This window comes from Massilia sp. FBCC-B171 (assembly GCF_059134155.1).
Map to the genome: position 1 here is coordinate 3,262,343 of NZ_CP101443.1, position 25,563 is coordinate 3,287,905.

Annotated in this window: 27 protein-coding genes; 20 read left to right on the plus strand and 7 right to left on the minus strand. The window is 64.5% G+C overall.

What is annotated here, in order from left to right; all coding sequences use genetic code 11:
• Nucleotides 1-92 precede the first annotated feature (92 nt).
• Both pepA and NMB41_RS14755 read left to right on the plus strand, forming a co-directional pair.
• Nucleotides 93-950: a flocculation-associated PEP-CTERM protein PepA gene (pepA, locus tag NMB41_RS14750; protein WP_494378567.1), complete on the plus strand. Its 858-nt coding sequence runs from the start codon at nucleotides 93-95 to the stop codon at nucleotides 948-950.
• A gap of 69 nt (nucleotides 951-1,019) precedes the next feature.
• Nucleotides 1,020-1,853: an EamA family transporter gene (locus NMB41_RS14755; RefSeq protein ID WP_494378568.1), complete on the plus strand. Its 834-nt coding sequence runs from the start codon at nucleotides 1,020-1,022 to the stop codon at nucleotides 1,851-1,853.
• Nucleotides 1,854-1,860: 7 nt separating this feature from the next.
• On the opposite strand, the gene NMB41_RS14760 is transcribed toward NMB41_RS14755, so the two are convergent.
• The gene (locus NMB41_RS14760) at nucleotides 1,861-4,071 is read right to left on the minus strand and encodes a TonB-dependent receptor plug domain-containing protein (RefSeq protein WP_494378569.1); all 2,211 of its coding nucleotides are present in this window, start codon (nucleotides 4,069-4,071) and stop codon (nucleotides 1,861-1,863) included.
• 242 nt (nucleotides 4,072-4,313) lie between these two features.
• Here NMB41_RS14760 and asd point away from each other — a divergent pair, with 242 nt between their 5' ends.
• Both asd and NMB41_RS14770 read left to right on the plus strand, forming a co-directional pair.
• The gene (gene asd / locus NMB41_RS14765) at nucleotides 4,314-5,165 is read left to right on the plus strand and encodes an archaetidylserine decarboxylase (protein ID WP_494378570.1); all 852 of its coding nucleotides are present in this window, start codon (nucleotides 4,314-4,316) and stop codon (nucleotides 5,163-5,165) included.
• Nucleotides 5,166-5,227: 62 nt separating this feature from the next.
• On the plus strand, nucleotides 5,228-5,794 hold the full coding sequence (locus tag NMB41_RS14770; RefSeq protein WP_494378571.1) for a DUF7010 family protein: 567 nt from the start codon (nucleotides 5,228-5,230) through the stop codon (nucleotides 5,792-5,794).
• Nucleotides 5,795-5,830: 36 nt separating this feature from the next.
• Here the strand turns inward: NMB41_RS14770 and NMB41_RS14775 are convergent, their stop codons facing one another.
• Entirely contained in the window at nucleotides 5,831-6,424 is a 594-nt protein-coding gene (locus NMB41_RS14775; RefSeq protein WP_494378572.1) for a class I SAM-dependent DNA methyltransferase, read from the minus strand.
• Between the two features lie 108 nt (nucleotides 6,425-6,532).
• Between NMB41_RS14775 and NMB41_RS14780 the strand changes: the two genes are divergently transcribed.
• The 4 genes from NMB41_RS14780 (at nucleotide 6,533) to NMB41_RS14795 (ending at nucleotide 10,066) form a co-directional block, all read left to right on the plus strand.
• Nucleotides 6,533-7,777, plus strand: a complete 1,245-nt coding sequence (locus tag NMB41_RS14780; protein ID WP_494378573.1) for a glycoside hydrolase family protein — start codon at nucleotides 6,533-6,535, stop codon at nucleotides 7,775-7,777.
• Nucleotides 7,778-7,895: 118 nt separating this feature from the next.
• Entirely contained in the window at nucleotides 7,896-8,282 is a 387-nt protein-coding gene (locus NMB41_RS14785; protein WP_494378574.1) for a hypothetical protein, read from the plus strand.
• 118 nt (nucleotides 8,283-8,400) lie between these two features.
• Nucleotides 8,401-8,919, plus strand: a complete 519-nt coding sequence (locus NMB41_RS14790) for a GNAT family N-acetyltransferase (RefSeq protein WP_494378575.1) — start codon at nucleotides 8,401-8,403, stop codon at nucleotides 8,917-8,919.
• Nucleotides 8,920-9,163: 244 nt separating this feature from the next.
• A complete protein-coding gene (locus NMB41_RS14795; RefSeq protein WP_494378576.1) occupies nucleotides 9,164-10,066 on the plus strand; it encodes a retropepsin-like aspartic protease in 903 nt (300 codons plus the stop codon).
• Nucleotides 10,067-10,341: 275 nt separating this feature from the next.
• Here the strand turns inward: NMB41_RS14795 and NMB41_RS14800 are convergent, their stop codons facing one another.
• Complete coding sequence (locus tag NMB41_RS14800) at nucleotides 10,342-11,250, minus strand: LysR family transcriptional regulator (protein ID WP_494378577.1); 909 nt, start codon at nucleotides 11,248-11,250, stop codon at nucleotides 10,342-10,344.
• A gap of 111 nt (nucleotides 11,251-11,361) precedes the next feature.
• Here NMB41_RS14800 and NMB41_RS14805 point away from each other — a divergent pair, with 111 nt between their 5' ends.
• The 3 genes from NMB41_RS14805 (at nucleotide 11,362) to NMB41_RS14815 (ending at nucleotide 13,434) form a co-directional block, all read left to right on the plus strand.
• Complete coding sequence (locus tag NMB41_RS14805) at nucleotides 11,362-11,958, plus strand: FMN-dependent NADH-azoreductase (RefSeq protein ID WP_494378578.1); 597 nt, start codon at nucleotides 11,362-11,364, stop codon at nucleotides 11,956-11,958.
• 32 nt (nucleotides 11,959-11,990) lie between these two features.
• Entirely contained in the window at nucleotides 11,991-12,860 is an 870-nt protein-coding gene (locus NMB41_RS14810) for a pirin family protein (RefSeq protein ID WP_494378579.1), read from the plus strand.
• A 91-nt stretch (nucleotides 12,861-12,951) separates the two neighbouring features.
• On the plus strand, nucleotides 12,952-13,434 hold the full coding sequence (locus NMB41_RS14815) for a hypothetical protein (protein WP_494378580.1): 483 nt from the start codon (nucleotides 12,952-12,954) through the stop codon (nucleotides 13,432-13,434).
• Here NMB41_RS14815 and NMB41_RS14820 read toward each other — a convergent pair.
• Nucleotides 13,424-14,557 carry an acyltransferase family protein gene (locus NMB41_RS14820; protein ID WP_494378581.1) on the minus strand — a complete coding sequence of 378 codons (1,134 nt, stop codon included), beginning with the start codon at nucleotides 14,555-14,557 and terminating at the stop codon, nucleotides 13,424-13,426. The two genes, NMB41_RS14815 and NMB41_RS14820, sit on opposite strands and share 11 nt — an antisense overlap.
• A gap of 105 nt (nucleotides 14,558-14,662) precedes the next feature.
• Between NMB41_RS14820 and NMB41_RS14825 the strand changes: the two genes are divergently transcribed.
• From NMB41_RS14825 to NMB41_RS14835, 3 genes are all read left to right on the plus strand, one after another.
• Nucleotides 14,663-15,637 (plus strand): succinylglutamate desuccinylase/aspartoacylase family protein, encoded by a 975-nt coding sequence (locus tag NMB41_RS14825; protein ID WP_494378582.1) that lies wholly within the window; start codon nucleotides 14,663-14,665, stop codon nucleotides 15,635-15,637.
• Nucleotides 15,638-15,717: 80 nt separating this feature from the next.
• Nucleotides 15,718-15,966 (plus strand): DUF3297 family protein, encoded by a 249-nt coding sequence (locus NMB41_RS14830; protein ID WP_494378583.1) that lies wholly within the window; start codon nucleotides 15,718-15,720, stop codon nucleotides 15,964-15,966.
• Between the two features lie 233 nt (nucleotides 15,967-16,199).
• Nucleotides 16,200-16,871, plus strand: coding sequence for a hypothetical protein (locus tag NMB41_RS14835; protein WP_494378584.1), 672 nt, complete (start codon nucleotides 16,200-16,202; stop codon nucleotides 16,869-16,871).
• A gap of 75 nt (nucleotides 16,872-16,946) precedes the next feature.
• Here NMB41_RS14835 and sugE read toward each other — a convergent pair whose 3' ends face one another.
• Nucleotides 16,947-17,267, minus strand: coding sequence for a quaternary ammonium compound efflux SMR transporter SugE (sugE, locus tag NMB41_RS14840; protein ID WP_494378585.1), 321 nt, complete (start codon nucleotides 17,265-17,267; stop codon nucleotides 16,947-16,949).
• Between the two features lie 155 nt (nucleotides 17,268-17,422).
• Here sugE and NMB41_RS14845 point away from each other — a divergent pair, with 155 nt between their 5' ends.
• The 3 genes from NMB41_RS14845 (at nucleotide 17,423) to NMB41_RS14855 (ending at nucleotide 22,013) form a co-directional block, all read left to right on the plus strand.
• A complete protein-coding gene (locus tag NMB41_RS14845) occupies nucleotides 17,423-18,487 on the plus strand; it encodes an alkene reductase (RefSeq protein ID WP_494378586.1) in 1,065 nt (354 codons plus the stop codon).
• A 172-nt stretch (nucleotides 18,488-18,659) separates the two neighbouring features.
• Nucleotides 18,660-21,311: an aminopeptidase N gene (gene pepN, locus NMB41_RS14850; protein WP_494378587.1), complete on the plus strand. Its 2,652-nt coding sequence runs from the start codon at nucleotides 18,660-18,662 to the stop codon at nucleotides 21,309-21,311.
• 3 nt (nucleotides 21,312-21,314) lie between these two features.
• Nucleotides 21,315-22,013, plus strand: coding sequence for a hypothetical protein (locus NMB41_RS14855; RefSeq protein WP_494378588.1), 699 nt, complete (start codon nucleotides 21,315-21,317; stop codon nucleotides 22,011-22,013).
• On the opposite strand, the gene NMB41_RS14860 is transcribed toward NMB41_RS14855, so the two are convergent.
• On the minus strand, nucleotides 22,010-22,357 hold the full coding sequence (locus NMB41_RS14860) for a hypothetical protein (protein ID WP_494378589.1): 348 nt from the start codon (nucleotides 22,355-22,357) through the stop codon (nucleotides 22,010-22,012). The genes NMB41_RS14855 and NMB41_RS14860 overlap by 4 nt on opposite strands.
• A gap of 158 nt (nucleotides 22,358-22,515) precedes the next feature.
• On the opposite strand from NMB41_RS14860, the gene NMB41_RS14865 reads away from it, so the two are divergent.
• Nucleotides 22,516-22,953, plus strand: coding sequence for an acyl-CoA thioesterase (locus NMB41_RS14865; RefSeq protein WP_494378590.1), 438 nt, complete (start codon nucleotides 22,516-22,518; stop codon nucleotides 22,951-22,953).
• Nucleotides 22,954-23,093: 140 nt separating this feature from the next.
• Nucleotides 23,094-24,317 (plus strand): right-handed parallel beta-helix repeat-containing protein, encoded by a 1,224-nt coding sequence (locus NMB41_RS14870; protein ID WP_494378591.1) that lies wholly within the window; start codon nucleotides 23,094-23,096, stop codon nucleotides 24,315-24,317.
• 33 nt (nucleotides 24,318-24,350) lie between these two features.
• Here NMB41_RS14870 and arsC read toward each other — a convergent pair whose 3' ends face one another.
• Nucleotides 24,351-24,728 carry an arsenate reductase (glutaredoxin) gene (arsC, locus tag NMB41_RS14875; protein WP_494378592.1) on the minus strand — a complete coding sequence of 126 codons (378 nt, stop codon included), beginning with the start codon at nucleotides 24,726-24,728 and terminating at the stop codon, nucleotides 24,351-24,353.
• A gap of 207 nt (nucleotides 24,729-24,935) precedes the next feature.
• Here arsC and NMB41_RS14880 point away from each other — a divergent pair, with 207 nt between their 5' ends.
• The gene (locus NMB41_RS14880) at nucleotides 24,936-25,562 is read left to right on the plus strand and encodes a 1-acyl-sn-glycerol-3-phosphate acyltransferase (RefSeq protein ID WP_494378593.1); all 627 of its coding nucleotides are present in this window, start codon (nucleotides 24,936-24,938) and stop codon (nucleotides 25,560-25,562) included.
• Nucleotide 25,563: the final 1 nt, after the last annotated feature.

Here is a 25,563-nt window from a genome sequence, read left to right on the forward strand (position 1 = left end):
CGCAACTAATTGATTTATAACAAATCTTTCCCGCTGGCACGGTTGTTGCTAAACAGTAGGCAGAGTCAAACCCACTACTGAAAGAGAACAATATGAACTTCCTGAAGAAAATCGGCTGCGCAGCAGCAATCGCACTCGCCGCCGGCACCGCGCAAGCAGAGATCATGAACGACTGGTTCTTCAACCCGATCGGTACCGGCAAGGCCACCGCTCAGCCGATCAATGAGTACCTGGACGTGAACGGCAATGCCTTCATCCAGATTACCGCGACCGGCGGCACCAGCTTCTCGTTCGCCGAACACGCAGTGTTCAACATCGTCCAGGCTGACAGCAACGGTCAGCTGTTCCCGGTGACCTACCCAGGCGGCAACATCACCGCCACCTTCGAAGCCTACGGTACCGGTAACTTCAGCGGCGCCTTCACCTTCGCCGGCGGCACCATTCGCATGTACCAGAATCCGGCCAACGGCCAATACGGTAGCGCAGCAGGCGTGTACGGCGCCAACCTGGGCAACCTGATCGCCGAGTTCGCCGTCCTCGCCGGCGGCGGCGGCACGGTCGATGCGTCGGGCAGCCCGGTCAAAAATGGCCAGGTCAGCATCCGCGCCCAGGCCAACGTGGCTGACCTGGCGCCAAATTACTTCTTCGCCGATAACGGCATCGACATGTCGACCGTCATGAACACCGCGTTTGCCTTCACCAATGCGAATACGGTCGGCTCCCCAACCGGCCGCCTGGTTAGCGAAGTCGCCTGCCAATACGCCGGCTTCACCGGCCCTGGCTGCGGCCCCGTCACCAACCCAGGCACCTACGCCAACGCTCCAGGCCAGTACTTCTTCGTCAGCAACAACGGCCAGCTCAAGTTCAACGACGTGCCTGAGCCAGCGTCGGTTGCTTTGTTCGGCATCGCCCTGTTCGGCATCGGCGCCCTGCGCCGCCGCGTGAAGTAATTCTTCACCGCTCGCGAGAGCAAGAACAAAGCCTGGCTTGCCAGGCTTTGTTCGTTTACACCTTCACCCATGTCCACTTCAGTGATCCTCGCCGTCCTCGCCGCGGCCTTCCTGCATGCGGGCTGGAACACGCTCGTCAAGGCGCATGGCGGCGCCGTTCCCACCATTCTCGTGGCAGCCGGCGGGGGCGTGCTGTGCGCGCTCGCCCTGCCCTTCGCGGCCGCGCCACACCCCGCGAGCTGGCCCTTCATCGGCGCTTCCACGCTCGTCCACCTGCTCTACTACGCGCTGCTGATCGAGACCTACCGCAGCGGCGAACTGAGTCACGCCTATCCGCTCATGCGCGGCTGCGCGCCGCTCATCGTGGCCCTGCTCGCGCCCCTCCCCGGCGAACGCCTGGGCGCTGGCCAGTGGCTCGCGGTGGGCCTGATCTGCGGCGGTGTGCTGTCGATGTTGGGCGGGTCCGGCGGCAGGCGCGCCGGCGGGCGCACGACGCTGCTGGCGCTGGCCACGGCCTGCGTCATCGCGCTCTATACGCTGATCGACGGCGCAGGCGTGCGCCGCGCGGGCTCGGCCGCCGGCTATACGATGTGGATTTTCGTGCTGAGCGCCGCCGGCGTGCTGGCACTGGCCTGGCGCACCCAGGGCGAGGCGCTGCTGCCGTTCGCGCGGCGCCATCCGGGCGTGCTGCTGGGCGGCGGCTTGATGACGGTGGGTTCCTACGGGATGGCGCTGTGGGCGATGACCCAGGCGCCGGTGGCGGTGGTGGCCGCCCTGCGCGAGACCTCGATCCTGTTCGCTACCGCGATCGCAGTGCTGGTGCTGCGCGAACGGGTCGGCCCGGCGCGCCTGCTGGGCGCCGGACTGATTGCGCTTGGCGCCGCCGCCATGCGCTTGACTTGAACCTGGCTTAGAACTTCAGCTCGAGCGTTGCACGCACGCTTGGCCCGGCCTCGAAGCGCGCTTCACGCAGCACCGGGCCGCGTCCTTCTTCCACGAAACTGCTGCGGTTGATGAAATCCTGGCCGAGCAGGTTCGACAGCGCCACGCGCACTTGCTGCTTCGGCGTGAATTTATACAGCGCGTAGGCTTCCAGGTCGCGCCGCGCCACGAGGAACGAGGTCTGGCGCTCCGACAGGCGCACCGTACCGCCCTGCTTCCAGGCGAAGCTGGCGCCCGTGGTCAGGTCGGCCCGCTTGTAGTCGAAGCCGAGGTTGGCGGACAGCGGCGTCTGGCCGTCGAGGCGGTTGTCCGGTCCCGGCACGCCATCCACGCGCGACCAGTTCGCGGAAACGCTGGCGCGCAGGTCGATTGCCGGCGCGTCCTTCATCAGGGCTTTCAGGGGGAACTTGGTTTCCAGTTCCAGCCCGCGCGTGAGGGCCTGGCCGGCGTTCATCGGCATCGCCACCCAGCGCGCGCCGTCGAAGCTGACCAGGTGGCGCGTGTAGCCGTCGATGCGGCGCATCGAGGCGCTGATCGAGAACATCGCACCCTCGGCCCAGTAATGCTCGTACGAGGCGTCGAAGCCGAGCGCCAGTTCAGGCTTGAGGTCCGGGTTGCCGGCGTAGTCGGGATCGGTCGAGCGGTTGTCGATCGAGGTCTGGCGGCGCGGGATCAATTGCTGGAAGCTCGGCGCCTTGTAGGTGCGCGTGACGGCGAAGCGGATCTGGTCGCCCTTGGTATCCGGGATCTTGAACAGGGTCTGCATGACCGGGCTCCAGACGTTCGAGCTCGAGCGGCCGGTAGTGAAGGTATTGCCGGACGTGGTCGTGCGGATGCCTTCCCAGCGTGCGCCCAGGTACACCGACCAGCGCGGCGTCAGGCTCCACTCGTCCTGCGCGTAGACCGCCAGGCGCGAGACCTCCGATTCGGACTCTTCGCCATTGGGCAGCAGCGGGAACACGAGGCGCCCCGCTTCGGTCTCCTCGCGGCTGTCCTTGCGCACCGAGTGACCCGCGTCCCAGCCCATGCCCAGCGCGTGGCCGGAACCGATGGTCTTGCTGAACTTGCCGACCGTGGTCGCGCCCAGTTCCTCGGCTTCGAGGTGGACCCGGTTGTCGACCGGGCGCACGGCCCCCGGCGGCGTGATGCGGCCGGTGTCGGTGGTGTTCTGGCCGCCGATCAGGCTGGCCTTGACGTCGAGCTTGGCGCCCTCGGCCATTTTGTGGACCCAATTCAGTTCAGTGCGCACGACATCGTTGTCGGACCTGACGAAGGAATCGATCTCCGGATAGGCGGCCGGCGCGCCGAGGGTGGTCGTGGTCAGCTCATGGCCCTGGTTGCGAAAGCGCACCGAGTTCACGAAACTTTGCGAGGTCAAGGTGTCGCCGTTCTCCAGCGCCCAGTTCAGGCGCGGGGCAAAGCTGAAATGGTTGAAGCGGCCGTGCTCCTGGCCGTCGCCGAGGCGCACCAGCGTGGGCGTGCCCGCCAGGTCGTAGCCCTGTTCGATGCTGGCCTGGCTGCGCGCGTATTGTTCGAACATGGCACTGGCCGCGATCGAATACGACATCTTGCCCAGCTTGTCCGAGAGCTGCAGGTTGGCCGTCGGGCCGCTGAAGCCGCTGCCGGTGCGTGCGCCGAGCTTGAATTCGCGCTGGCCGCTGCGCACCGTTTTCTTGAGCACGATGTTGACGGTGCCCGCGACCGACTGGGTCGAGAACTCGGCGCTGGCGGCGCGCAGCACTTCGATGCGCTCGATCACGTCGGGCGAGAGCGAGTCGAGCGTGAAGCCGTTCGGCGCGCGTTCGCCGTTGATCAGGATTTGCGTATAGCCGGCGCCCAGGCCGCGCATGCGGATTTCCGCATTGCGCCCGTTCGGGCTGTTCACCGTAATGCCGGGCACGCGCTTGAGCACGTCTGCGACGTTGGTATCGCCATAGCGGGCAATCTCTTCCTGGCCGACCACGATCTTGGTGGCGGTATCGTCGCGGCGCGGGTCGTAGCTGTCGGCGCTGCCGCGCACTTCGACTTTCTGCATTTTCTGCTCTGCTGCGGCCGGGGCGGCGGGATCGGCTTTCGGGGCTGCGGTGGACTGCGTTTGCGCAGTGCCTTGCTGGGCCAATGCGGGGAAGGCGGCTGCGAGCGCGGCGGCGAGCAGGGTCAGGCGGATCGGTGAGAGCATATACATATCAGAAAGCCAAGTTTATGAGAATGTATTGTCCTCTACTTGGCCCACAGATAGATGCTATGGAGAATATATTTTCGATATGCATGACCCGGAAAACCACGAAGGCCGCGCTCGCGCGCCTGCCGGGAGCGATGCGCTACACTGCCCTGGGGCATGCACGCCGAAAACAAAGATATGCAGCTGGACGCCCCTTATTTATAATTCGCCATCATCACAAGTAATAAAGGGCTGCCATCGTGTCCGACCGTTTCAAAGTACTGCCGCAATACGTCATGCCGAAGCAGGCGCTGACCACGTTCGCCGGGCGCGTCGCCGGCCACCGCGGAGGCAAGGTGACGACCCGCCTGATCCGCTGGTTCGTCGGCAAGTACGGCGTCAACATGGATGAAGCGGCCAACTCCGACATCGCCAGCTACCCGAGCTTCAACGAGTTCTTCACGCGTCCGCTGAAGGATGGCGTGCGTCCGCTGGCCGACGCCGATTTCGTCTGCCCGGTCGACGGCGCGATCAGCCAGTTCGGCGCGATCGACGACCACCACATCCTGCAGGCCAAGGGCCACAAGTTCACGACCACCCAGTTGGTTGGCGGCGACGCGCAGCTCGGTTCATTGTTCCAGCACGGCTCGTTTGCCAACCTGTATCTGAGCCCAAAGGATTACCACCGCCTGCACATGCCCTGCGACGGCCGCCTGACGCGCATGATTTACGTGCCGGGCGCCCTGTTCTCGGTGAACCCGACTACCGCGCGCGGCGTGCCGGGCCTGTTCGCGCGCAACGAGCGCGTCACCTGCGTGTTCGAGTCCGAAGAATTCGGCACCTTCGTCATGGTGCTGGTCGGCGCGACCATCGTCGGCAGCATGGCCACGCCCTGGCATGGCGTCGTCAATCCGCAGCGCACCGGGCGCATCTCGGAATGGACCTATGAATCGGAGCCGGTTGTCCTGAAAAAGGGCGAAGAGATGGGCCGCTTCCTGCTCGGCTCGACCGTCGTCATGCTGTTCAAGCAAAACACGATCGCCTTCAATCCGGACTGGGCGCCGGAACGCAAGGTGCGCCTGGGCGAAATGATGGGCAATCGCCCAGCCTGATATTGTCCTGGCAAGGAATTCGTGGGAGGATGGCTCGACCATTCTCCTGCGGATTTCGCCTTATGCCAGACGCATCCCCTGTCACGATCGCCAGCGCCCAGCGCGAGATGCGCGACGCCTACCTGGGCGGCGCGCCCGGCGTACTGGTCTCGGCCACGGCCTGGTGCATCGCCGGCCTGGTCTGCCTGTGGGGCTCGCCCCAGCAGGCGGTGTGGGCGCTGTTCATCGGCGGCGCCCTGATCCATCCATTGTCGGTTGCGCTGCTCAAGCTTCTCAAGCGCCCCGGCAGGCACGCGCCGAACAATCCCCTCGGGCCGCTGGCATTGAGCAGCACCCTGTGGATGATCATGTCGCTGCCCCTGGCCTGGGTCGCCTCGACCGTGAACGCCGGCTGGTTTTTCCCGGCCATGCTGCTCGTGATCGGCGGGCGCTACCTGAATTTTGCGACCGTGTACGGCATGCGCCTCTACTGGCCCTTCGGCGCCGCGCTGGCGCTGGCGGCCTGGGCGCTGGTGTCGGCCAAGGCCTCGCCTGCGCTGGGCGCCTTCAGCGGCGCCGCCATCGAGGCCGGGTTCGGAATGGCCCTCTGGTTTGCCCAGCGCCGGCGCCCCGCCCCAGTCATGCCGTGAACGCGGTCACGAAAAATCTTATCCACCGGCGCGGCTTCAAGCAGCCAGTCCGGCAATCCAGACGGTCGCGCCGCCGCAGTCCTCATCGTTTTCGACATAGCGCATGACCTGAAAGCCCTGCGCTTCCAGCAGGCTGCGGTATTCGGCCCGGTCGAGCGAGGCGTGGTACAAGGCTTGGCCGCCGTTCTCGCTCCAGGTCTCCCCGTGTTCGGTACCGGAGGTGAACATCAGCAGGCCGCCGGGACGCAGGTGGCGCGCAAAGGTGCCGAACATCGCGCGCTGCTCATCCGGCGCCAGATGAAACAGGCTGTGCCAGGCATTGATGGCGTCGAAGCGCGCGCCCAGTGCCAGGCCGCGCATGTCGGCAAGCACGAAGCGCGTCTCCGGGAAGCGCCTGCGGGCGATCGCGAGCATCGCGGCGCTGGCGTCCACGCCGGTCACCACGCAGCCGCGTTCGACCAGGTAGCGCAGGATCGGCTCGCCCGTGCCGCAGCCCAGGTCGAGCATCGCCGCACCGGGCGGCACATGGCGCATCAAGGCGTCCAGCCAGGGCCGTTCGATGAGCGTGCGCGTCCGATTGTCGTCGAACCAGCCGGCGATCTTGTTATAGGCGTCTGCGATGTCGTTCATGGTTTCCCCTGATTAAAGCCATCGGCCCGCGCACGCGACAGCGGCGCACCGGTAGCGCACTCATGGCATTCTACGGGCACAAGCTGATCCAAACGAAAGGAGAGCTGCATGGCAAGGCGCCCCGGGATTTTTCCCACATTCTTCCTGTCCGGCTTCGAATGCTCGAGCTTCCTGTGGAACGAGCGCGTGCGGCGCGACCTGGTAGCGGAAACCGGGCATGACGTGCACGCCAACGAGGATTACGAGATCTTGAGCACCCTGGGCATTGCGGTGGCGCGCGAAGGCATCCCCTGGCCCACCGTGGACAAGGGCGGGGAATATGACTTCTCCTGCATCGACCGCTTCATCGCCGCCATCAACTCGTCGAAAATCACCCCGATCTGGGACCTCTGCCACTACGGCTACCCGGATGACCTCGACCCGTTCTCCGACGAATTCACCGCCCGCTTTGCGCAATACTGCCGGGCGGCGGCCGATTATGTGAGGACCCGGGTCCGCGGCCCGCATTTCTTCACGCCCATCAACGAGATCACCTTCTTCTCCTACTGCGCCGGCGAATGGGGATGGGCCGCACCCTATCACTGCACCCGCGAAGACCGGATGCGCCTGCTGCTGGCGCTCGCCAAGGCCGCCATCGCAGGCGCCAAGGCGATCCGGGAAGTCGACCCGCAGGCGCGCATGGTGCACATCGATCCCCTGGTGCAAGTGGTGGCGCCGCGCGACCGTCCGGACCAGATCGAAGCGGCGCGCATTGAAACCGAGGTCGACACCTTCCTCGCCTGGGACATCATCAGCGGACGCGAGCATCGCGAATTCGGCGGCTCGCCCGAGATCCTCGATATCGTCGGCGCCAACAATTATTCCTTCGGGCAGATGGAATATCGCGAAAGCGGGCCCCACGCGGCGCTGCCGCCCGACGATGACCGCATCGTGCCGCTGTGCGACCTGCTCGAAACCGTATGGAAACGCTACGGGCGGCCGATGATCATCGGCGAAACCAGCGGCCTCGGCCACGGGCGCGCCGACTGGCTCAGGGACGTAATGGGCGAATCGCTGGCCGCCGTGCGGCGCGGAATCGACCTGCAGGGCATCTGCCTGTTCCCCGCCGTGGACATGCCGGACTGGCATACCGGCGAATGGGTGCACAACGGGATCTGCGACCTGGTCGCGGAAAGCGGCAACCTGCGGCGAATACCGAACCAGGCCTATGTCGAGGAACTGCGCCGCTGGCAAAAGGAGCTCAACCGCGTCACCCGGCTTGACGAAGACCCGTACAGCGACCCGGTTGAATTGCAGGATGTGATCGATGCGGCGCACAGGCTGGATATTCAGCCGGACAAGAACTGGTCTTGAGCGAGGGTGTTGAGATATGCGCGCAATTTTGACTACTACACTACCCATCCTGGCATCTCTCGCATTCAGCGCTGCGACGTCCGCATCCGCTCAGCCGACTGCCCCTACTCCCGCAGAAATGTTCACGCAGACCAGGGTCGCCCTTCCGACCCTGGTCGAGCAAGGACTGGAATACGACTCGGTCATATTCGCCGGCAAACGATGCAAGTTTTTCACGGTGGCCGAGCAGAATTACTGGAATGCGCTATGGAAGCTCTCGTCCGGCACGGTGTTGAGCCAGCACGATCAGCAGCTTTTCGACGAAGAACAACGCTCGAAACAAAGCGTCGATAAAATAGAAGCAAGGGTGAGCCATTTCAGGAAGGCGGGTTGCGCAAGCCGGGAATTGGTCGCCAAAATACGAGATATGAAGAAGCGCATGCGACTCCAGGGTTTTGCTCTAAGGCAGGCGACCGAGGCAAATGGTGCTGCAATGACGGACCTGTATAAAGAGCCTGCCGAATAGGCGCCGAAAGACTTTTTGGCGCGAATCGACTTGGCGCGATCGGCCCCGCATGATGGGCGTTTGCAAGCGGCCCAGGCAAACGGTGAACACCAATCAAACATTGAAGGATGCACTTCCCATGAAAGACACGCTGACGATTTCCGTGCCTCGCCTTCACACAGATCGGTTTACGCTTCGGGAATATCGTGTGGAAGACTTCGAATTATTTGCGGATCATTTGTCCAATGCTGAAAGCTCAGCGCATTTAGGCTCGGCAGACCGTCAGACCGCCTGGCGCATCTTCAACTCACATGCTGGATTGTGGCTCCTGCATCGGGCTGGTTGGTGGTCAATCGAGGATAGGCAGACAGGGGAGCTGGTGGGCAGCGTGGGAGCTTTCTACCGCTACGAATCCACTGTGATGGAAATGGGATGGAATACCTATCGCGCATTCTGGGGAAAAGGAATTGCGAACGAAGCGGCGGCGGCAGTCTTGAGTTATGCGTTCGAAGTGCGGCGCGAGCCGAAGGTTCGGGCACTGATCGCGCCTGGCAATGAATCATCGCTTCGTGTTGCCGAGCGCTTGGGCATGCAGTTCGAAATGAAAACCGAGCTGAACGGCAAAGAAGTCAATAGTTACATGCGTGAGCATTCCTAAGAGCGCCTAACAAAACCGTCAGGGCAAGGCGCAGCGCCGAAGACAGTACGCAGGTACGGCGAGGCGTTGCAACGCTGCCATGATGGTTTTGTCAGGCGCTGTAAAGCGGCTGGGGTCGGCGATTTGCAGATCTCGGCGCCGGCCGTTTCGGGGCCCGAAAGCGGAAGTTCGGCATTGTGGTGATTCACGTATTTCCAAGATACCGCGCCTGCTAGAATGCAAATTCTTCAATGTCCGAATGCCTATGAACCTCCTTGCTTGCAGCCGCACAGCCGTTCTCCTTGGTGGAGCCATTCTGCATCTCACCGTCTCGGCCGCTGACGTCGTTCCGCTAACCTTTGTCAATGGGCTACCTTTTGCGACGGTCAAGATCGGAGCAGTTGCTTCACGACTAATGATTGACTCAGGTGGTTCACTCGGCATCTCGATTCCGGAAAAAACAATCGAGGAGTCTGGCGCAATTAGGCTACTTGAGCAAAAAACAAAGTTTAGGGACCTGAAGGGCCAAGTGTATGAGGTTCAGAAATTCGTCGCAGACCAGGTCACGCTCGGGGCCACTAAACTTGGTCCGATTAACGGCCAAGTCCATGTTCAGTGGGGCGGAGCGCCAGAGGGGCCAGAAGCAGAGCTGACCAAAGCACGGCAGGCCGGAGCAATAGGCCTTGCGGCATTCGGAAAACGGCCAGTAATGTTCGACTACCAACTCGCCACGCTTTCGGTTTACGAGCCGGGAGAACGCCCGCAAGCAGGTCAGCAAGGTTGGCAAGCTTTGCGTCTAGAGTCTGGAAAAATAGGCCCTAACGTTACTCTCATCGTGAACGGCAAACCTCTTAAGTTCGTTCTAGACACTGGAGCGCAGGTGAATCTGGTCAACAGCAAAAGTCTTGTGCCTGTCGCTGCGGAATCTTTGTGTCAGCCTGCACCCAAGGGGGCTAATCACTGTGATCCCCGAGAACTAGGAGCAGTCCAGGACAGCAGTGGCCAGTCTCTGGGGAAGTTGAGAGCTGAGCGAATTGACTTGAATGGAGCACCCTTTGACGGCATTCTTGGCGCGCCCTTCTTTCAAAGCAATAAAGTGCTGTTCGACCTAGCGGCAGATCGCTTGCTGATTTCGCCTTTCAACGCGAAAGTCAGGAACGCGCATTGATTTTGCCGCCGCCGCGTTTCATGAGTGTGTTGTATCGACCGGTTGAATCCACAGTCGAAAGCCGACGCTCCTTAACCTCAACTGGCCACGAAACGACACCGAAACCGACCTGACGAGCGAATATGCATGAGCGACGTTGCTTTCACCATTCTGGATCGGCGAAGTGATCCACATTGAGTGATAAAAAGCTTCTTCAACTACTCCAGGTCTTCACTTCGATGGCGTGATGTTTGGCTCGCCTGGCTGAGCTGCCCCGGCCTGCGCATTAATGTCGTTCAGCCCTTCCCCGCCTCGCTGCAGAACATCTCATCCATCATGTCCAGAAAAGCCCGCGTCTTGGCCGGCATCAGGCGCCGTCCCGGGAACACGGCCCAGCCTGTCGCGGCCGGCAAATCCCATTCCGGCAGCACCCGCACCAGCTCCCCTTTGCGCACAAACGCCTCGGCAAACAGTTCGGAGCTGGCCGCGATGCCGGCGCCGCTGCAGGCGATGCGCGCCAGCAGGTCGGGCGAATTCGCCGTCAGGCGTGCCGGCAGTTCGCGCTGCCAGCGTGTCTTGCCGCGCGAAAGCGCCCAGGACACCGGTCCCCCGCCCCGGCTCAGCAGGCACAACAAATCGTGGCCGAGCAGGTCGTCCGGATGCTCGGGCAGGCCGCGCACGGCCGTGTAGCAGGGCGAGGCATACAGGCCGAAGCGCTGCAGGGTGACACGGCGCGCGGCCAGGGTCGCGTCGTCCGGCAGGTCGCCCATGCGGATCGCGATGTCGAAATTCTCGGCCACCAGGTCGACCCGGCGCGGCGACAGGTCGAGTTCGACACTCACGGCCGGATAGCGTTCCAGGAAGTGCCCGATCATCGCGCTCATGCCGAGATTCGCGAAATCCGCCGGCAGCGAGATGCGCAGGCGACCGCTGGGTGCGGCCTGGCGGTGCTGCGCCAGCGCGCCGGCCGCTTCCGACTCTTCCATCACCTTGCGCGCGTGCTCGAGCAGGCTCTCGCCGAACTCGGTCACCATGAGTTTGCGGGTCGTACGCTGCAGCAGGCGTTCGCCGAGGCGCCCTTCCAGCAGCGAGATGCGGCGCGAGACGGTCGATTTCGGCAGATTGACCCGGGCCGCTGCGGCAGAGAAGCTACCCGCTTCCACGATGCGCGCAAAGAGCAGCAGGTCGTTCGGTTCGATTTCCATGACATTGTTCCACTGACTGGATAATGTTATCCATTCTAGCGTCTTCTGGATTGATTTTGGAACTGCTAAAGTGGCTTCATTGCAGCAACCAACTCATACAAGGGACATCACATGAACATCCTCCAGATCACCTCCAGCCTGCGTGGCGCCGAATCCGAATCCAGCCGCGTCACCAACAGCATCGTCGCCAAACTGGTCGCCGCCAACCCGAACGCCACCGTCGTCACCCGCGACCTGGCCCGCGCACCGCACCCGCAGCTGGACGAAGCGGCGCTCGGCGCCCTGTTCACCCCGGTCGAATCGCGCAGCGCCGAACAGGCTGCCCGCGTGGCCCTGGACGACGCCCTGATCGCCCAGGTGCAGGCTGCCGACGTGGTCGTGATCGGCGCGCCGATGTACAACTTCGGCATCCCGGTGCAGCTGAAAAGCTGGTTCGACGCGATTGCCCGCGCCGGCGTGACCTTCCGCTATACCGAGACCGGTCCGGAAGGCCTGCTGAAGGGGAAGAAAGTGTATGTGGCGACCGCACGCGGCGGCATCTATCCGGCCGAGGCCGACCCGCAAGTGCCGTTCGTGCGCATGCTGCTGAACTTCCTGGGCATGACCGATCACACCTTCGTGCACTCGCCAGCCCAGGCGATGGGTCCGGAGGCATCGGCCAAGGGCCGCGCCGAAGCTGACGCAACGGTCGAAGCCGCACTGGCGTAATTTAATCGAGGGGCGTTTTCAAGGAGAAGATGATGAATGCAGTGATCAATGAGCGCGTGGCGCGGCCACGCGGTGTGGAACGTGTTGTGCAGGGCCAGTTCGTGATGGACGGCGCCGGCGTCAAGATCAACCGCGTCCTCACGCAAACCTTGCAGCGCCGCCTCGACCCCTTCCTGATGCTCGATGCGTTCGGCAGCGAGAAGGCGGGCGACTACATCGCCGGCTTCCCGGAGCACCCGCACCGCGGCTTCGAGACCATCACCTACATGCTCAATGGGCGCATGCGCCACCGCGACAGCGCCGGCAACGAAGGCCTGATCACGAACGGCGGCGTGCAGTGGATGACGGCGGGACGCGGCGTGATCCACTCCGAGATGCCGGAGCAGAACGAAGGTCTGATGGAAGGCTTCCAGTTGTGGCTCAACCTGCCGGCCAGGGACAAGATGCGCGAGCCCTGGTACCGCGACATCCCGAACGCCGAGCTGCCGCGCCTGACGCTGGAATCGGGCGTGACGGTGCAGGTGATCGCAGGCAGCGCGCACGGCGTCGAAGGCGCGGTGCAGCGCGAAGGCACCGAGCCGGTCTATCTCGACATCGAGATCCCGGCGGGCGCCAGCTTCGAGCAGGCGCTCCCAAGCGGGCACAATGCCTTCATCTACGTGTTTCGTGGTGAAGCCGTGGTGGCGGGCAAAGGCGTGCCGGCCGCGCGCATGGCGATCTTCGACAATGCCGAAGGAAGCGACGGCGTCGTCATCAAGGCTGCCAGCGCGACGCGCCTGCTGCTGATCGCGGGGCGGCCGCTGAACGAGCCGATCGCACAGCATGGCCCCTTCGTGATGAATACCCAGGCCGAACTGCAGAAAGCCGTCGAGGACTTCCGCGCCGGCCGCTTCACGAACTAAGCAGCTCCGTTTTACGCGCGCCTGGGCGGTCATTGGATCGCCCGGCGCGCTTGCGTTACACTGCCGGCATGCGCCTCATCCTCCTTTTCCCATGCCATTGATGCCCGTCCTGATGGACCTGCTCTCGCGCGCCAGCCATGCGCTCGGCTTCGAGACGGTCGACCGCTTCCCCGCAGGCCACGCCTATGCGCGCACGCACTGGGACCGGCGCTATTTCGACATCGCCTCCGACCTCAAGCCCGAGGCCATCGAGCGCGCGCTGTGCGCCTCGATCGACAACACGCCGGCCGTCTTCTCCCACATCGCCAACCCGACGCCGGCCATGCAGCGCACCCTGCTGGGTGTGATCGACACGCGCCTGCGCCGCTCGTGCGGCGCGCCCTCGGACCTGGTCATGCTGCTGATCGACGCCTACCGCAGCCCCTACACGCTCGAAGCGCGCCCCGGCCTGCGCGCGGCGATCCAGGCCACCGACGGCCAGGAGCCGCGCGAGCGCGTGCACGCGGTACTGGCCTTCCTGGGCGCGATGCCGGCGGCCTTCGACGTCATCGACGTCATCGCGATCAAGAACTGAACATCGGCCGCGCCAGGTTGCTCGGCACGTAGCGCGCGCGCAGCGCCATGAAGGGCGTCTCCACCAGCCGGTACAGCAGCCAGCCCGAGAGTACCGACAGCGCCAGCAGCAGCACGATCGCCACCTTGGTCTGCGGCCCGTAGCCCAGCGCCTGCAAGGGGCCGGCGGCAACCGCGCTGGCGCCGCGGTGGGTCAGGTAGATCGCGTACGACCAGACGGCCAGCTGCCCGGCGCCGGGAATGCGCAGCGCGCCCAGCAGCGAATGCTGCGACAGCGCGGCCAGGATCATGAGGCCAAAGCCGAGCGCCAGCAGCGGGTAGCCGAACACGGTGGCGGCAAAGCCGTAATGGTCATTCAGGAACAGCCAGAAGGTCGCGCCGGTCACCAGCAGGCCGGCCGCGAGCACGCGGTTGCCGTGGCTGGTGATGCGCGTCCACAGATCCGGATGGCGGTTCTTCACCAGCGCCAGCGCCACGCCCGCCACCAGTTCGTCGAGCCTGCATAAGCTCGCGTAATAAATGAGCTTGTAATAGAAGTAAATCCCATAGGTGTGCGCATCGACGTGGTCGATCCATAGCCGGGCGCGCAGCAGCATGCCTGCGACTATCACGCATGCGATGAAGACCCAGGCCGCGGCGATGCGCAGGCGCAGCGCGGCCCCGAGCAGGGCCAGGGCCGGCAGCAGCAGGTAGAACTGTTCTTCGATGGCGAGCGACCAGCTGTGCGAAAACGCGGTACCCGGCGCCAGGCCCAGGTTCTGGGTAAAGCTCAGGTAGCGCCAGAGGGGCGCGTGCGGCGCGTTTTCGCCCCAGGCCGGCCACATGACATACATCGCCAGGATCACGAGGTAATTCGGCAGCGTGCGCAGCAGGCGGCGCGCGTAGAAGGCGCTCAGGGACAGGCCGGCCTCGCTCTTCTGCGCGGCAAAGATCTGGTTGCCGATCAGGTAGCCCGAGAGTGCGAAGAACAGGTCGACCCCGGCCCAGCCGATGCGCCCGATCCAGCCGAAGGTATGGTCGTCGTTCGAGACGAACAGGGTGTAGTGGTGCAGGACCACCAGCGTGACGGCGAGTGCGCGCAGGGTATCGAGGCCATGCAGGCGCAGGCTGCGGGTGTGCATCATGGGTTCGTGTGAAAAACGCGGTAGCGGATCATGCCATGCCGTTTTCGCACCTGCCAGGGTTTCCCGATAAAATGACGACACCGATATTTCTTTGGATCATCACGCATGGCTTCCGCACCGAATCTGCAGTTCAAGTTTGTCAACTATACCGGTCTCGAAGAGGGCCCGAGCGTGATCATCATGGGCGCCACCCATGGCAACGAAATTTGCGGCACCGAGGCGATCCGCCGCGTCATGGCCGAGCTCGACAGCGGCGAACGCAAGATCGCCGCCGGCAGCGTCACCTTCGTGCCGATCGTAAATCCGCTTGCCTATTTTAAAAACGAGCGCAACGGCGACCGCAACCTGAACCGCAACCTGTTCCCGAAAGAAGATCCGCAGGACTTCGAAGACCGCATCGCCAACTGGCTGTGTCCATTGCTTGCACAACACGATGTGCTGCTCGACCTGCACTCGTTCAACGCGGCCCATGGCGAGCCTTTCGTGATGGTCGGCCCGGTCAACAATGCCGGCCCGCTCGAACCTTTCGCGCATGCCGACAAGGAACGCGCCCTGGCGCGCCGGCTGGGCGTGCGCCGCTTCGTCACCGGCTGGATGGCGGCCTATGGCGGCGGCGTGCAGCGCCGCTCGCGCGGCAATGCAGCCGAACTGGAAACCGTGCTGCGCTACGGCGTGGGCACCACCGAATACATGCGCAGCACGGGCGGATACGCCCTGACGCTCGAATGCGGCCAGCACGTCGACCCGCAGGCGCCGGAAACGGCTTACCGCGCGATCATCAACACGCTGGCGCACCTGAAGCTGATCGAGGCGCCGGAACCGGAGCCGGTGCCCTTCGAGGACATGGAAGCGCTGCACATGGTCGCCGTCTACGACAAGCTGGACGCGGCCGACAGTTTCTCGCGCAGCTGGGCCAGTTTCGACCCGGTTGCTGAAGGCGAGCAGATCGGCACACGCGCCGACGGCACGCCGGTGTTGGCCGAATTTTCGGGCCGCATCCTGTTCCCGGATGCGAAGGCAGGGGCGAATTCGGAGTGGTATTACCTGACGCGGGCCAATCCGGAGTTCGGGCGCGGCTAAACCCTGCGCGCCGGGACGTCGCCTGCGTGCGTGCGCGTACGGCGTTGTCCCGGCTCGCGATCTAGTGGATAATTCGCACCATGACCGATACCGCAACCCTCCCCCCTCTCCCAGACCGGCTCTCGATCGATCCGAGCAGCCCTTTCCACAACCGCGACGTATTCCAGCATGACGTCGGCATTCGCTTCAACGACAAGGACCGTTTCGACGTCGAAGAGTATTGCCTGAGCGAAGGCTGGATCAAGGTCGCCGCCGGCAAGACGCTCGACCGCAAGGGCAAATCGATGCTGATCAAACTGAAGGGCAAGGTCGAGGCCTTCTACCGCTGATCGACCCGCCGGCGGGCCGATCCAGGGCCGCCGGTTTCTTCCACCATTCCTCTGCACCGCCCGGCGGCCCAGGCATTGCGCCGCCTGCGCCCTGTCGCCCCGCGACAACATCAAATATTGCACTGCAGTAAAAATACTTGCCTGCACGAACGCCGGCCAATATCATCACGTCTTGAATTGCCGAGTGGCAATTCACTGACTGAATCAGCCGAGGCTGAGTTATTGGAATCCAGATGAAAATTACGAAGATTGTTTCCGTCCTGCTGGTCGCGCTGGCAGCGGCAAGCACCGCCCAGGCCGCCGAGATCGCAACGACCGCCAGCCTCGGCACCACCGGTTTCGGCCTGCACCTGACCACCCCGCTCGCCGCCAAGCTCAACGCCCGTGTCGGCGTCAACTACGGCCGCTTCACGTACGATGGCAACACCGACGACGTCCAGTACGATTTCAAGCTCAAGCTGGCCACCGTCGACGCGCTGCTCGACTACCACCCGTTCGACGGCGCTTTCCGCATCAGCGGCGGCCTGGTCTACAACGGCAACAACAGCGAAGCAATCGCCAAGCCGAACGGCAATGGCACCTACGAACTCAACGGCCGCATCTACCCGGCTACCGCCGTGGGCGACCTGAGCGGCAAAATGGAATTCCGCAAGACCGCGCCTTATCTCGGCATCGGCTTCGGCAATGCCGTCAAGGCGGCTGGCTGGAACTTCGGCATGGACCTGGGCGTGACCTTCCAGGGCGCGCCGGAAACCAGCCTCAGCAACCGCGGCTGCAACGCACCGGCTGCAGTGTGCACCCAGATCGCCAGCGACGTGGCGGCGGAAAACGCCAGCTTCAAGGAAGAAGTGAAGGATTTCGACGTGTATCCAGTGATTCGCGTGGGCGTCAGCTACCGCTTCTGATGCAAGCCATCAGGCAGGAATGAAAAAAAAAGCAGGCGCGGCCTGCTTTTTTTACGTCCGTACCGTCCTGCCTTCTCAGGCGGGCGTGAGCAGCTTCAGGCCCGCGATCCCGAGTGCGATCAGGCCGATCGAGCCGATGCGCAGCGCGCCGGCCGGTTCGCCCAGCATCATCATGCCGAACACAGCCGTGCCGATGGTGCCGATGCCGGTCCAGACGGCGTACGCCGTGCCCAGCGGCAGGTGGCGCAGCGCCAGGCCCAGCATGCCGACGCTGAGCAGCATCGCCAGCAGCGTAAAGGCCGTGGGAATCGGCCGCGTGAAGCCTTCCGTGTACTTCAGTCCGGCAGCCCATGCCACTTCCAGCAGGCCCGCCACCACCAGGTAAATCCAGCTCATGTTCAACCTTTCGCGGGGCCTGCCCGTCCGTAAAAACCGGGCGCAAGTATAGCACCGGCCTGGGCCATGCCAGGTACACGGACAAAAATGAGGCGTCCCCGGCAGGAATCCGCCGGGTCCCGTAAGATGCCCCGACTTAACTTCGAGGGACGAGCATGACCACTTTATTTGACCCGATCACCATCGGCGCGCTGCAGCTGCCGAACCGCATCATCATGGCGCCGCTGACCCGCGCCCGCGCCATCGGCCCGGACCGCGTGCCGAACGCGCTGATGCGCGAGTACTATGTCCAGCGCGCCAGCGCCGGCCTGATCCTGTCGGAAGCGACTTCGGTCACGCCGATGGGCGTGGGCTATGCCGATACGCCCGGCATCTGGTCCGAGGCCCAGGTGGCAGGCTGGAAGCAGATCACCGAGGCCGTGCATGCCGCGGGCGGACGCATCGTCATGCAGCTGTGGCACGTGGGCCGCATTTCGGATCCGGTTTTCCTCGATGGCGCCGCACCCGTCGCCCCGAGCGCCGTCAAGCCGGCCGGCACGGTGAGCCTGGTGCGTCCGAAGCGCGACTATGCCACCCCGCGCGCGCTCGAGACGGATGAGATCGCCGGTATCGTCGCCGCCTACCGCAAGGGTGCCGAGAACGCCAAGCTGGCCGGCTTCGACGGCGTCGAGATCCACGGCGCCAACGGTTACCTGCTCGACCAGTTCCTGCAAGACAGCACCAACCTGCGCACCGACGAATACGGCGGCACAATCGAAAAGCGCGCGCGCCTGATGCTGGAAGTGACGGACGCCTGCATCGCCGTCTGGGGCGCCGACCGCGTCGGCATGCACCTGGCGCCGCGCCGCGATGCGCACGACATGGGCGACTCGGACCCGGTCGCGACCTTCGGCTATGTGGCGCGCGAACTGGGCAAGCGCAAGATCGCCTTCATCTTCGCGCGCGAAGCGGTCGGCGCAGACAGCCTGGGCCCGCTGCTGAAGAAAGAATTCGGCGGCGTCTTCATCGCCAACGAAAAGATGACGGTCGAGGCGGCCGAGCGCCTGCTCACCGCGGGCAATGCGGACGCCATCGCCTTCGGCCTCTGGTTCATCGCCAATCCGGACCTGCCAGAGCGCCTGCAAAGCGGTGCACCGCTGAACGACTTGCGCGCCGACGTGATCTACGGCAGCGGCGCCGAAGGCTATACGGACTACGCGCCCCTGCAGCAGGCTTCGTAAGTCTTGCATCTGGAACCGGGCCAGTATTTACATATATGTACGGGGTATGCATGCCCCGTACATGGATGAAAATAGCGCCCGGTTTTCCCTGTGATTGCTCATGCGCGCATGATATTCTTGCGCGATTCGCATGGTGCGCCGGTGGCCGGCGCCTGCTCACAAGGAATCCGTCTTGAAGATCTTCGCTCCCCGCGTCATGGCGCTCGCCATCGCCTCCGCACTTGCCTTCACCGCTGCCCACGCCGCACCAGCAACTTCAGCCCCGCGTGCCGAGAATGCCTTCCTCTCGCAAGCCGATGCCGCCGCCCGTTCGGCGCGCGTGTCGAATGTCGAGTATGCGCTCGCGTTCACGCTGACCGGCAAGGAAAGCTTCAGCGGCGTTACCACCGCGAGCTTCGACCTGGCCGACAATGCGCAGCCCCTGACGATCGACCTCGACAAGGCGACCGTCAAATCGGTGAGCGTCAACGGCAAACAGGTCGAGGCGAAATACAATAACTGGTTCGTGACGCTTGCCGCCGCCGACCTGGTCAAGGGCCGCAACACCGTCGTCATCGCCTACGAGCGTTTGCACAGCACCAACGGCGAAGGCCTGCACCGCATGGTCGACCCGGTCGATGGCCGCGTCTATACCTATTCGCATTTCGAGCCGGCCGCCGCGCACCAGATGTTCGCCGTCTTCGACCAGCCCGACCTGAAGGCCACCTACCAGGTCACGGCCACGGCGCCGGCCGATTGGCAGGTGGTGTCGACCACGCGCGAAACGCGCATCGAGGACGCGGGTCAAGCCAAGCGCTGGATCTTCCCGACATCCAAAAAACTCAGCCCCTACAATTTCTCGCTGCACGCAGGCCCGTATAAAGTCTGGGAAGACAAGAGCGGCAAGTACCCGATGCGCCTGTTTGCGCGCCAGTCGGTCGCCGCCCAGGTGACGCCGGAAGACTGGTTCCGCTACACGAAGGACGGCCTGGTCTTCTTCGACAATTACTTCGGCCTCCCTTACCAGTTCGAAAAATACGACCAGCTGCTGGTGCCCGATTTCCTGTACGGCGCGATGGAAAACGCCGGCGCCGTCACCTTCGCCGAGCGTGGTTTCCTGCACAAGGCGAAGATGACCGATGCCGAGCGCCAGGGCCTGGCATCGACCATCATGCACGAGATGGCGCACCAGTGGTTCGGCGACCTGGTCACCATGAAGTGGTGGAACGGCCTGTGGCTGAACGAAAGCTTCGCGTCCTTCATGGGCACGCTGGCCACGGCCGAGGCGACCGAATTCAAGGATGCCTGGCAGGACTTCTACTCTAGCGGCAAGCAGGCGGCCTACACCCAGGACCAGAAATCGAACACCCACGCGATCGAGGTGCCGGTGCCCTCGACCGCGAACGCCTTCGACAACATCGATGCGATCACCTATTCGAAGGGCGCCTCGACCCTGATGCAGCTGCGCCACCTGCTGGGCGCGGAAGTGTTCCGCAAGGGCGTGCACAACTATCTGACCAAGTATGCCTACCAGAACGCCAAGCTCGACGACTTCATCGGCAGCCTGGGCGAAGCGGCCGGGCGCGACTTGTCGGGCTGGACCAAGGAGTGGCTGTACGAGGCTGGCGTGAACACGATCGCGGCCAACTACAGCTGCGCCAACGGCAAGATCAAATCGTTTACGCTGCAGCAGAGCGCGCCGAGCAAGGCATTGCCGACGCTGCGCGAGCAACGCGTGCAGGTGGCCACCTTCAAGGTCGACGGCGGCAAGTTCACCTCGCTGAAAACCGTGCCGGTGACGTACAAAGGCGCGCTGACGAAAGTACCGTCCCTGGTCGGCACTGCCTGCCCGGACATGGTCTATCCGAACTACCAGGACTGGGGCTTCGTGAAGGTGCAGCTCGACAAGCGTTCGTTCGACACCGCGCGCGCCAGCCTGGCCAATGTCGAGGATCCGCTGCTGCGCACGATGCTCTGGCAGAGCCTGTGGGATGGCGTGCGCGACGGCAAGCTGCCGCTGAACGAATTCATCAAGACCGCGCTCGTCAATGCCCCGCTGGAAAAGGACTACACCCTGCTCGGCGACGTGATCGGCAAGATCGGTGCCGCGAAATTCTATCTTGATGCGATGGGCCTGCAAAGCGCCTGGGCGCAGCAGACGCGCGCCCAGCTGGAAGAGATGGCCTGGAATGGCGTGCTCGCCAACAAGGGCAACGACAACTTCCAGCGCCGCTGGTTCAACACCTACGTCAGCGCGGCCAGCACCCCGGCCGCGCTCGATCGCCTGGCGGGAATCCTGGCAGGCACGGTCATGGTCGACGGCCTGGAAGTGAACCAGGACCTGCGCTGGTCCATTATCCGCCGCCTGAACCGCTACAACCACGCCGGCGCCGCCGCCCTGGTCGAGCAGGAAAGCAAGCGCGACAATTCCGACAGCGGCCAGGCCGCGGCGCTCGCCGCCACCGTGGTGCGCCCGGATCCGAAGGTAAAGGCCGAATGGCTGGGTACCGTGGAGGACCTGAAGACCACACTGCCGTTCTCGAAGATCCGCACGGCGATGGGCAGCCTGTATCCGGTCGAGCAGAACGCGCTGGCCGAACAGACGGCAGCCGCCCGCCTGGCGAAACTGCCGGCAATGGACAAGGCCGCCGGCCCGGTCTACATGCGCAGCTATGCCGGTTCGCTCATTCCTGCAAGCTGCACCCCGGCCAGCGTCAAGCGCCTGACCCAGGCCGCGGCAAGCATGAAGGACCTCTCGGCCGGCACCCGCCGCGCCTTGCTCGACGCCCAGCAGGAAGACCAGCGCTGCGTGAACATCAAGCAAGCCATGACGGCGCCGAAGTAAGCTTTGGGCGAGCGCGGCGGCGCACCAGGCCTGGCGGCGTCCCGTTCGTGGACGCCGCTGGCGCTGACGCTGGGCCTGCACCTGCTGCTGGTGCTGGCCTGGCTGACGGGCGCTCATAAACCCGCACCCGAGCCGGCGCCGCGCGCGTCGACCCTGGTGCTGGTGCGGCCGCTGGAGCGGCCAAAGCCGGCGCCGGCGGTAGCGCCGCCACCACTTAACCTTCCACGCACCCGCCAGCCGGCGGCCTTTGCCGCGCCCCTGCCTGCACCGGCAATCCCGTCCACCGCCCCCGCCTCGTCCGACCCGGAACCGGCCAGCGCAGCGCAGCCGGAGGCCGCCCCGGGCCAGGCGCAGCCGGGCGAGATACCGGGCGAGCTGCTGGCCAGATCGAAAGCGATGGCGGGCCGCATCGACCGCGAGCTGCGCAATGGCGCCAGCCCCATCACCGCCGAACCCGAGCGCAAATGGGAACGCTTCGCCGAAGCCTTCGCGGCTGCACGCAAGAACGCGTCCGACACCGTCACGCTCGAGAGCTATTCGGCGCCGGATGGTGTCGTCATCTACCGCAAGACCGCGGGCGGCAAGGCCAGGTGCTACCGCAGCGGCAGCGTCGGCGGGCTGGTGACAGGCTTCGGCAATGCCGACGGCCACGGCGCCGGCAGCACGACCTGCCCCTCCGGGGTCAGCTGGACGCGCCTCTAAGGCCCCCTTTCCCGAGTCGCTCCCGACCTTGCCGGCACACATAGCTCGGCCAGGCGGCGCCAGGCGCCGTCCGCCCCGCACTCGCCCGGCGGCTGCCCGCGCTCGAACAGCTGGCGCAAGTCGAGCGGCGCCAGTTCGTTCACTTTCACGTCGCGGTTGATCGGCAGGCAAACGGCGTCGTGCCAGGCCGCGGCATAGCCGCGCGGCGTCGGCAGCGGCCCGCGCGCGCGGCTGGCGGCTGCCTCGCACTCGGCGCGGGTGAGATAGGCGCCGCGCAGGCTGCTGCCCTCGAGCATGACCTCGAGGTGCTGCTGGACGTACAAGAGCAGGATGATCGTGAACACGTGGCTCTCCACATGCCGGTGTGTCGGTTGGATGCGTGGACGGGCAAGGGGGTTCGGTGCGCACGGCTGACCCGGATCAAGGCACAGCAGCAAGCCCGGCAAGTGGATAAAATGGCGTTTTGCCGGCGCAGCGCCGCCGGCTCGAGGGAGGAGCGACATTGAGCTGGGACTATCCGCAACCGTTTGAATTGACCCTCGCGCCAGGCGCCGGGGACATCGATGGACTGAACCACACGAACAACGCCGTCTACGTGCGCTGGTGCGAGCAGGCCGGCTGGGCGCATTCCGAGGCGCTGGGCCTGGGCATCGAAGATTACCTGCGCCTGGACCGGGCGATGGCGATCCGGCGCGCCGAATACGACTACATCCTGCCGACGCTGCTGGGGCAGGAACTGTTGCTGGGAACCTGGCTGGTCGGCGGCGACGGCAAGCTCTCGATGGAACGCCGTTTCCAGCTGCTGCGCGCGAGCGACGGCGCGACCGTGCTGCGAGGGCGCTGGGAGCTGGTGTGCATCGACGTCACCGGCGGGCGGCCGCGCCGGATGCCGTCCGAATTCCTCGACGCTTACATGCCGCAGGTCGTGAAAAGCAGCTGAAGGAGTCTTGCCGGCGGTCCATGCATGGGCTTGCGTGATTCACGTTGCGCCGGCTCAAAGGAAAACTTGAGGAAACCGGGCCGGGCGGCCTTCACGGCGGGCGACACTTCGTTGGTATCCGCCGTCCACGAGGTCCTGTCATGCCCGGTCCAGCGCATCGTCCCGCCTATTCCCTGCTCGCGGCATTGTTCTGCGCCATCCTGCTCGGGCTGGGCGGCTGTCGCCTGCGCGAAAGCGCCTCCGAGCAAATCGTCATTCCGGAAGTCGTGCGCACCAACCTGTTCGTCGCGCCAGGCGGCTCGGACGCCAATTCAGGCACCCAGTCCGAACCCTTCCGCACCATCGCGCGCGCAGCCCAGGTGGTCACCGCGGGCACGACGGTGTACGTGGCGCCGGGCCAGTACACGGGGGGCTTTCGCACCACCGTCAACGGCACCCCGGAAGCGCGCATCATCTTCGTCTCTTCCGAGCGCTGGGGCGCGAAAATTGTCCCGCCGCTCGACTCGCGCACCGCCAGCGCCTGGGACAACCGCGGCAACTATGTCGACATCGTCGGCTTCGACATCGACGGTTTCCAGTACCAGAGCGGCACCAAATGGCTCAACGGCATCTACAACGCGGGCTCCTACAACGGCATCCGCCATAACCACGTGCACCACCTCGCGCTCGACGTGCCCTGCGAGGCGAACGGCGGTTCCGGCATCGTGGTCGACAGCTACTACAAGGGCAAGCACGGCGAAGTCATCGGCAACAACGTGCACGACATCGGCCCGCCCGAATGCCCCGTGCACCACGGCATCCGCGTCAGCACCCCGTCGCGCGTGCGCAGCAACGTGATCTACCGCATTTCCGGCACCGGCATCCAGCTGTGGAACGATGCCCATCGGGTCGACATCACCGGCAATACGGTTGTCAGCTCCGGTTCGGGCATTCTCGTCGGCGGGGGCGATTTTTATTATTCGAAGGGGCCGAACGACCACACCGTCGTGGCCAACAACATCGTCTTCGACAACCTGCGCGGCATCCTCGAACAAGGCGCAACGGGCGCCAACAACCGCTACCTGCACAACCTGGTATTCCAGAACGCGGCCGGCGACTGGCGACTGGCGCCGGGACGCCAGCATGCGGGGACCGTGGCGGCCGAACCGGCCTTCCTCGAATACAGCCGCAGCGGCACACCGGATTTTCGCCTCACCAGCAAGTCGCCGGCGATCGGGCGCGGCATGGTCGTGGAGACGCCGGAACCGGATTTCGAGGGCAAGCAGCGCAGCGTCGCGACCGGCTTCGATATCGGCGCCTTCCAGCACGAGCAGCTGCCGGACGCGGAACTGTCGCGCTACGACGACCCCGACTCGGTGCGTTAGCGTCCTTGCCCCACACAGAGGCCCGGCTGGCTTTTACAGAATCTCGCGCACCGTTTCCGGCGGCCGGCACAGGCGCACGCCCTTTGGCGTCACCACGAAGGGCCGGTTCATCAGCACCGGATGCGCCAGCATCGCATCGACCAGGGCTGCGTCGCTCACCTCCGGCGCACCGAGCCCGAGTTCCGCATACAGGCTTTCCTTCCTGCGAATCGCGTCGCGCGGACCGAGTCCGGCAACGGCCAGCATGCGCACCAGTTCCTCGCACGAGGGCGGCGTGGCCAGGTAGTCGACGATCTGCGGCTCGAAGCCGGCCTCGCGGATGGCGGCCAGCGCAGCGCGCGAATTACTGCAGTGCGGGTTGTGGTAAATCGTGATGTCCATGATGATGACCCTGGCAAGCAAGACGGCCATGATACGGACCGGTCTTGCAACAGACCAGCTTTTTTGCTTGTCGCTCTTGCCCCGGCCCTATAAAATCCTCCGCTTCGTTTTCCGCAAGGTAATATCGCTTGCCGCGATCGTTGGCCGGCCCGTTTCGGCACGATGGCCGGCACGTTTCCTTGCGCGAGTCACACACTAGAACAAGACGGCCGCCCCGTGCGGCACGACGGAGAAATAATGAGCGACACCCTGATGCATCCGGCGGCCCTGCCTGCCTGGGGCCAGCGCACCGCGCTGCGCCTCTTGAACATGGCGGGCTGGAACCTGCGCTTCCGGCCCCTGCCCGGCCCGCACGGCATCGCCGTGGTCTATCCGCATACCTCGAACTGGGATTTCCCGATCGGCTTGCTCGCTAAATGGGCGATCGGCCTGCCGTTTCGCTGGCTGGCCAAGGATTCGCTGTTCCGCGGCCCGATGGGCAAGCTGATGCGCTACTGGGGCGGCGTGCCGGTCGACCGGCGCGCGCCGATGGGCGCAACGCGCATGCTGGCCGACAACATGCTGGCCGAGCCATGGTGCTGGGTCGGCATCACGCCGGAAGGCACGCGCAGCTACCGGCCGCACTGGAAGAGCGGCTTCTACCATCTCGCGATGGCCGCCAAGGTGCCGCTGGTGCTGGTGTATATCGACTACAGCAAGAAGGAACTGGGCCTGGTCGACTTCATCGACCTGAGCGGCGACCAGGATGCCGACATGGCCGCGATCGCCTCCGTCTACAAGGGCCGCCAGGGTCTGCGTCCGCAGGATGCGGCGCCGATCAAACTGGCCCCGCCCCACATCGGCCCGGACCGCCGCAAGGCTTGAC

What these genes read in the sequence shown, in the direction of transcription:
- pepA (WP_494378567.1), top strand. Translation starts at nt 93, where the DNA reads ATGAACTTCCTGAAGAAAATCGGCTGCGCAGCAGCAATCGCACTCGCC.
- NMB41_RS14755 (WP_494378568.1), top strand. Translation starts at nt 1,020, where the DNA reads ATGTCCACTTCAGTGATCCTCGCCGTCCTCGCCGCGGCCTTCCTGCAT.
- NMB41_RS14760 (WP_494378569.1), bottom strand. Translation starts at nt 4,071, where the DNA reads ATGCTCTCACCGATCCGCCTGACCCTGCTCGCCGCCGCGCTCGCAGCC.
- NMB41_RS14770 (WP_494378571.1), top strand. Translation starts at nt 5,228, where the DNA reads ATGCCAGACGCATCCCCTGTCACGATCGCCAGCGCCCAGCGCGAGATG.
- NMB41_RS14775 (WP_494378572.1), bottom strand. Translation starts at nt 6,424, where the DNA reads ATGAACGACATCGCAGACGCCTATAACAAGATCGCCGGCTGGTTCGAC.
- NMB41_RS14780 (WP_494378573.1), top strand. Translation starts at nt 6,533, where the DNA reads ATGGCAAGGCGCCCCGGGATTTTTCCCACATTCTTCCTGTCCGGCTTC.
- NMB41_RS14785 (WP_494378574.1), top strand. Translation starts at nt 7,896, where the DNA reads ATGTTCACGCAGACCAGGGTCGCCCTTCCGACCCTGGTCGAGCAAGGA.
- NMB41_RS14790 (WP_494378575.1), top strand. Translation starts at nt 8,401, where the DNA reads ATGAAAGACACGCTGACGATTTCCGTGCCTCGCCTTCACACAGATCGG.
- NMB41_RS14795 (WP_494378576.1), top strand. Translation starts at nt 9,164, where the DNA reads ATGAACCTCCTTGCTTGCAGCCGCACAGCCGTTCTCCTTGGTGGAGCC.
- NMB41_RS14800 (WP_494378577.1), bottom strand. Translation starts at nt 11,250, where the DNA reads ATGGAAATCGAACCGAACGACCTGCTGCTCTTTGCGCGCATCGTGGAA.
- NMB41_RS14805 (WP_494378578.1), top strand. Translation starts at nt 11,362, where the DNA reads ATGAACATCCTCCAGATCACCTCCAGCCTGCGTGGCGCCGAATCCGAA.
- NMB41_RS14810 (WP_494378579.1), top strand. Translation starts at nt 11,991, where the DNA reads ATGAATGCAGTGATCAATGAGCGCGTGGCGCGGCCACGCGGTGTGGAA.
- NMB41_RS14815 (WP_494378580.1), top strand. Translation starts at nt 12,952, where the DNA reads ATGCCATTGATGCCCGTCCTGATGGACCTGCTCTCGCGCGCCAGCCAT.
- NMB41_RS14820 (WP_494378581.1), bottom strand. Translation starts at nt 14,557, where the DNA reads ATGATGCACACCCGCAGCCTGCGCCTGCATGGCCTCGATACCCTGCGC.
- NMB41_RS14825 (WP_494378582.1), top strand. Translation starts at nt 14,663, where the DNA reads ATGGCTTCCGCACCGAATCTGCAGTTCAAGTTTGTCAACTATACCGGT.
- NMB41_RS14830 (WP_494378583.1), top strand. Translation starts at nt 15,718, where the DNA reads ATGACCGATACCGCAACCCTCCCCCCTCTCCCAGACCGGCTCTCGATC.
- NMB41_RS14835 (WP_494378584.1), top strand. Translation starts at nt 16,200, where the DNA reads ATGAAAATTACGAAGATTGTTTCCGTCCTGCTGGTCGCGCTGGCAGCG.
- sugE (WP_494378585.1), bottom strand. Translation starts at nt 17,267, where the DNA reads ATGAGCTGGATTTACCTGGTGGTGGCGGGCCTGCTGGAAGTGGCATGG.
- NMB41_RS14845 (WP_494378586.1), top strand. Translation starts at nt 17,423, where the DNA reads ATGACCACTTTATTTGACCCGATCACCATCGGCGCGCTGCAGCTGCCG.
- NMB41_RS14870 (WP_494378591.1), top strand. Translation starts at nt 23,094, where the DNA reads ATGCCCGGTCCAGCGCATCGTCCCGCCTATTCCCTGCTCGCGGCATTG.
- arsC (WP_494378592.1), bottom strand. Translation starts at nt 24,728, where the DNA reads ATGGCCGTCTTGCTTGCCAGGGTCATCATCATGGACATCACGATTTAC.
- NMB41_RS14880 (WP_494378593.1), top strand. Translation starts at nt 24,936, where the DNA reads ATGAGCGACACCCTGATGCATCCGGCGGCCCTGCCTGCCTGGGGCCAG.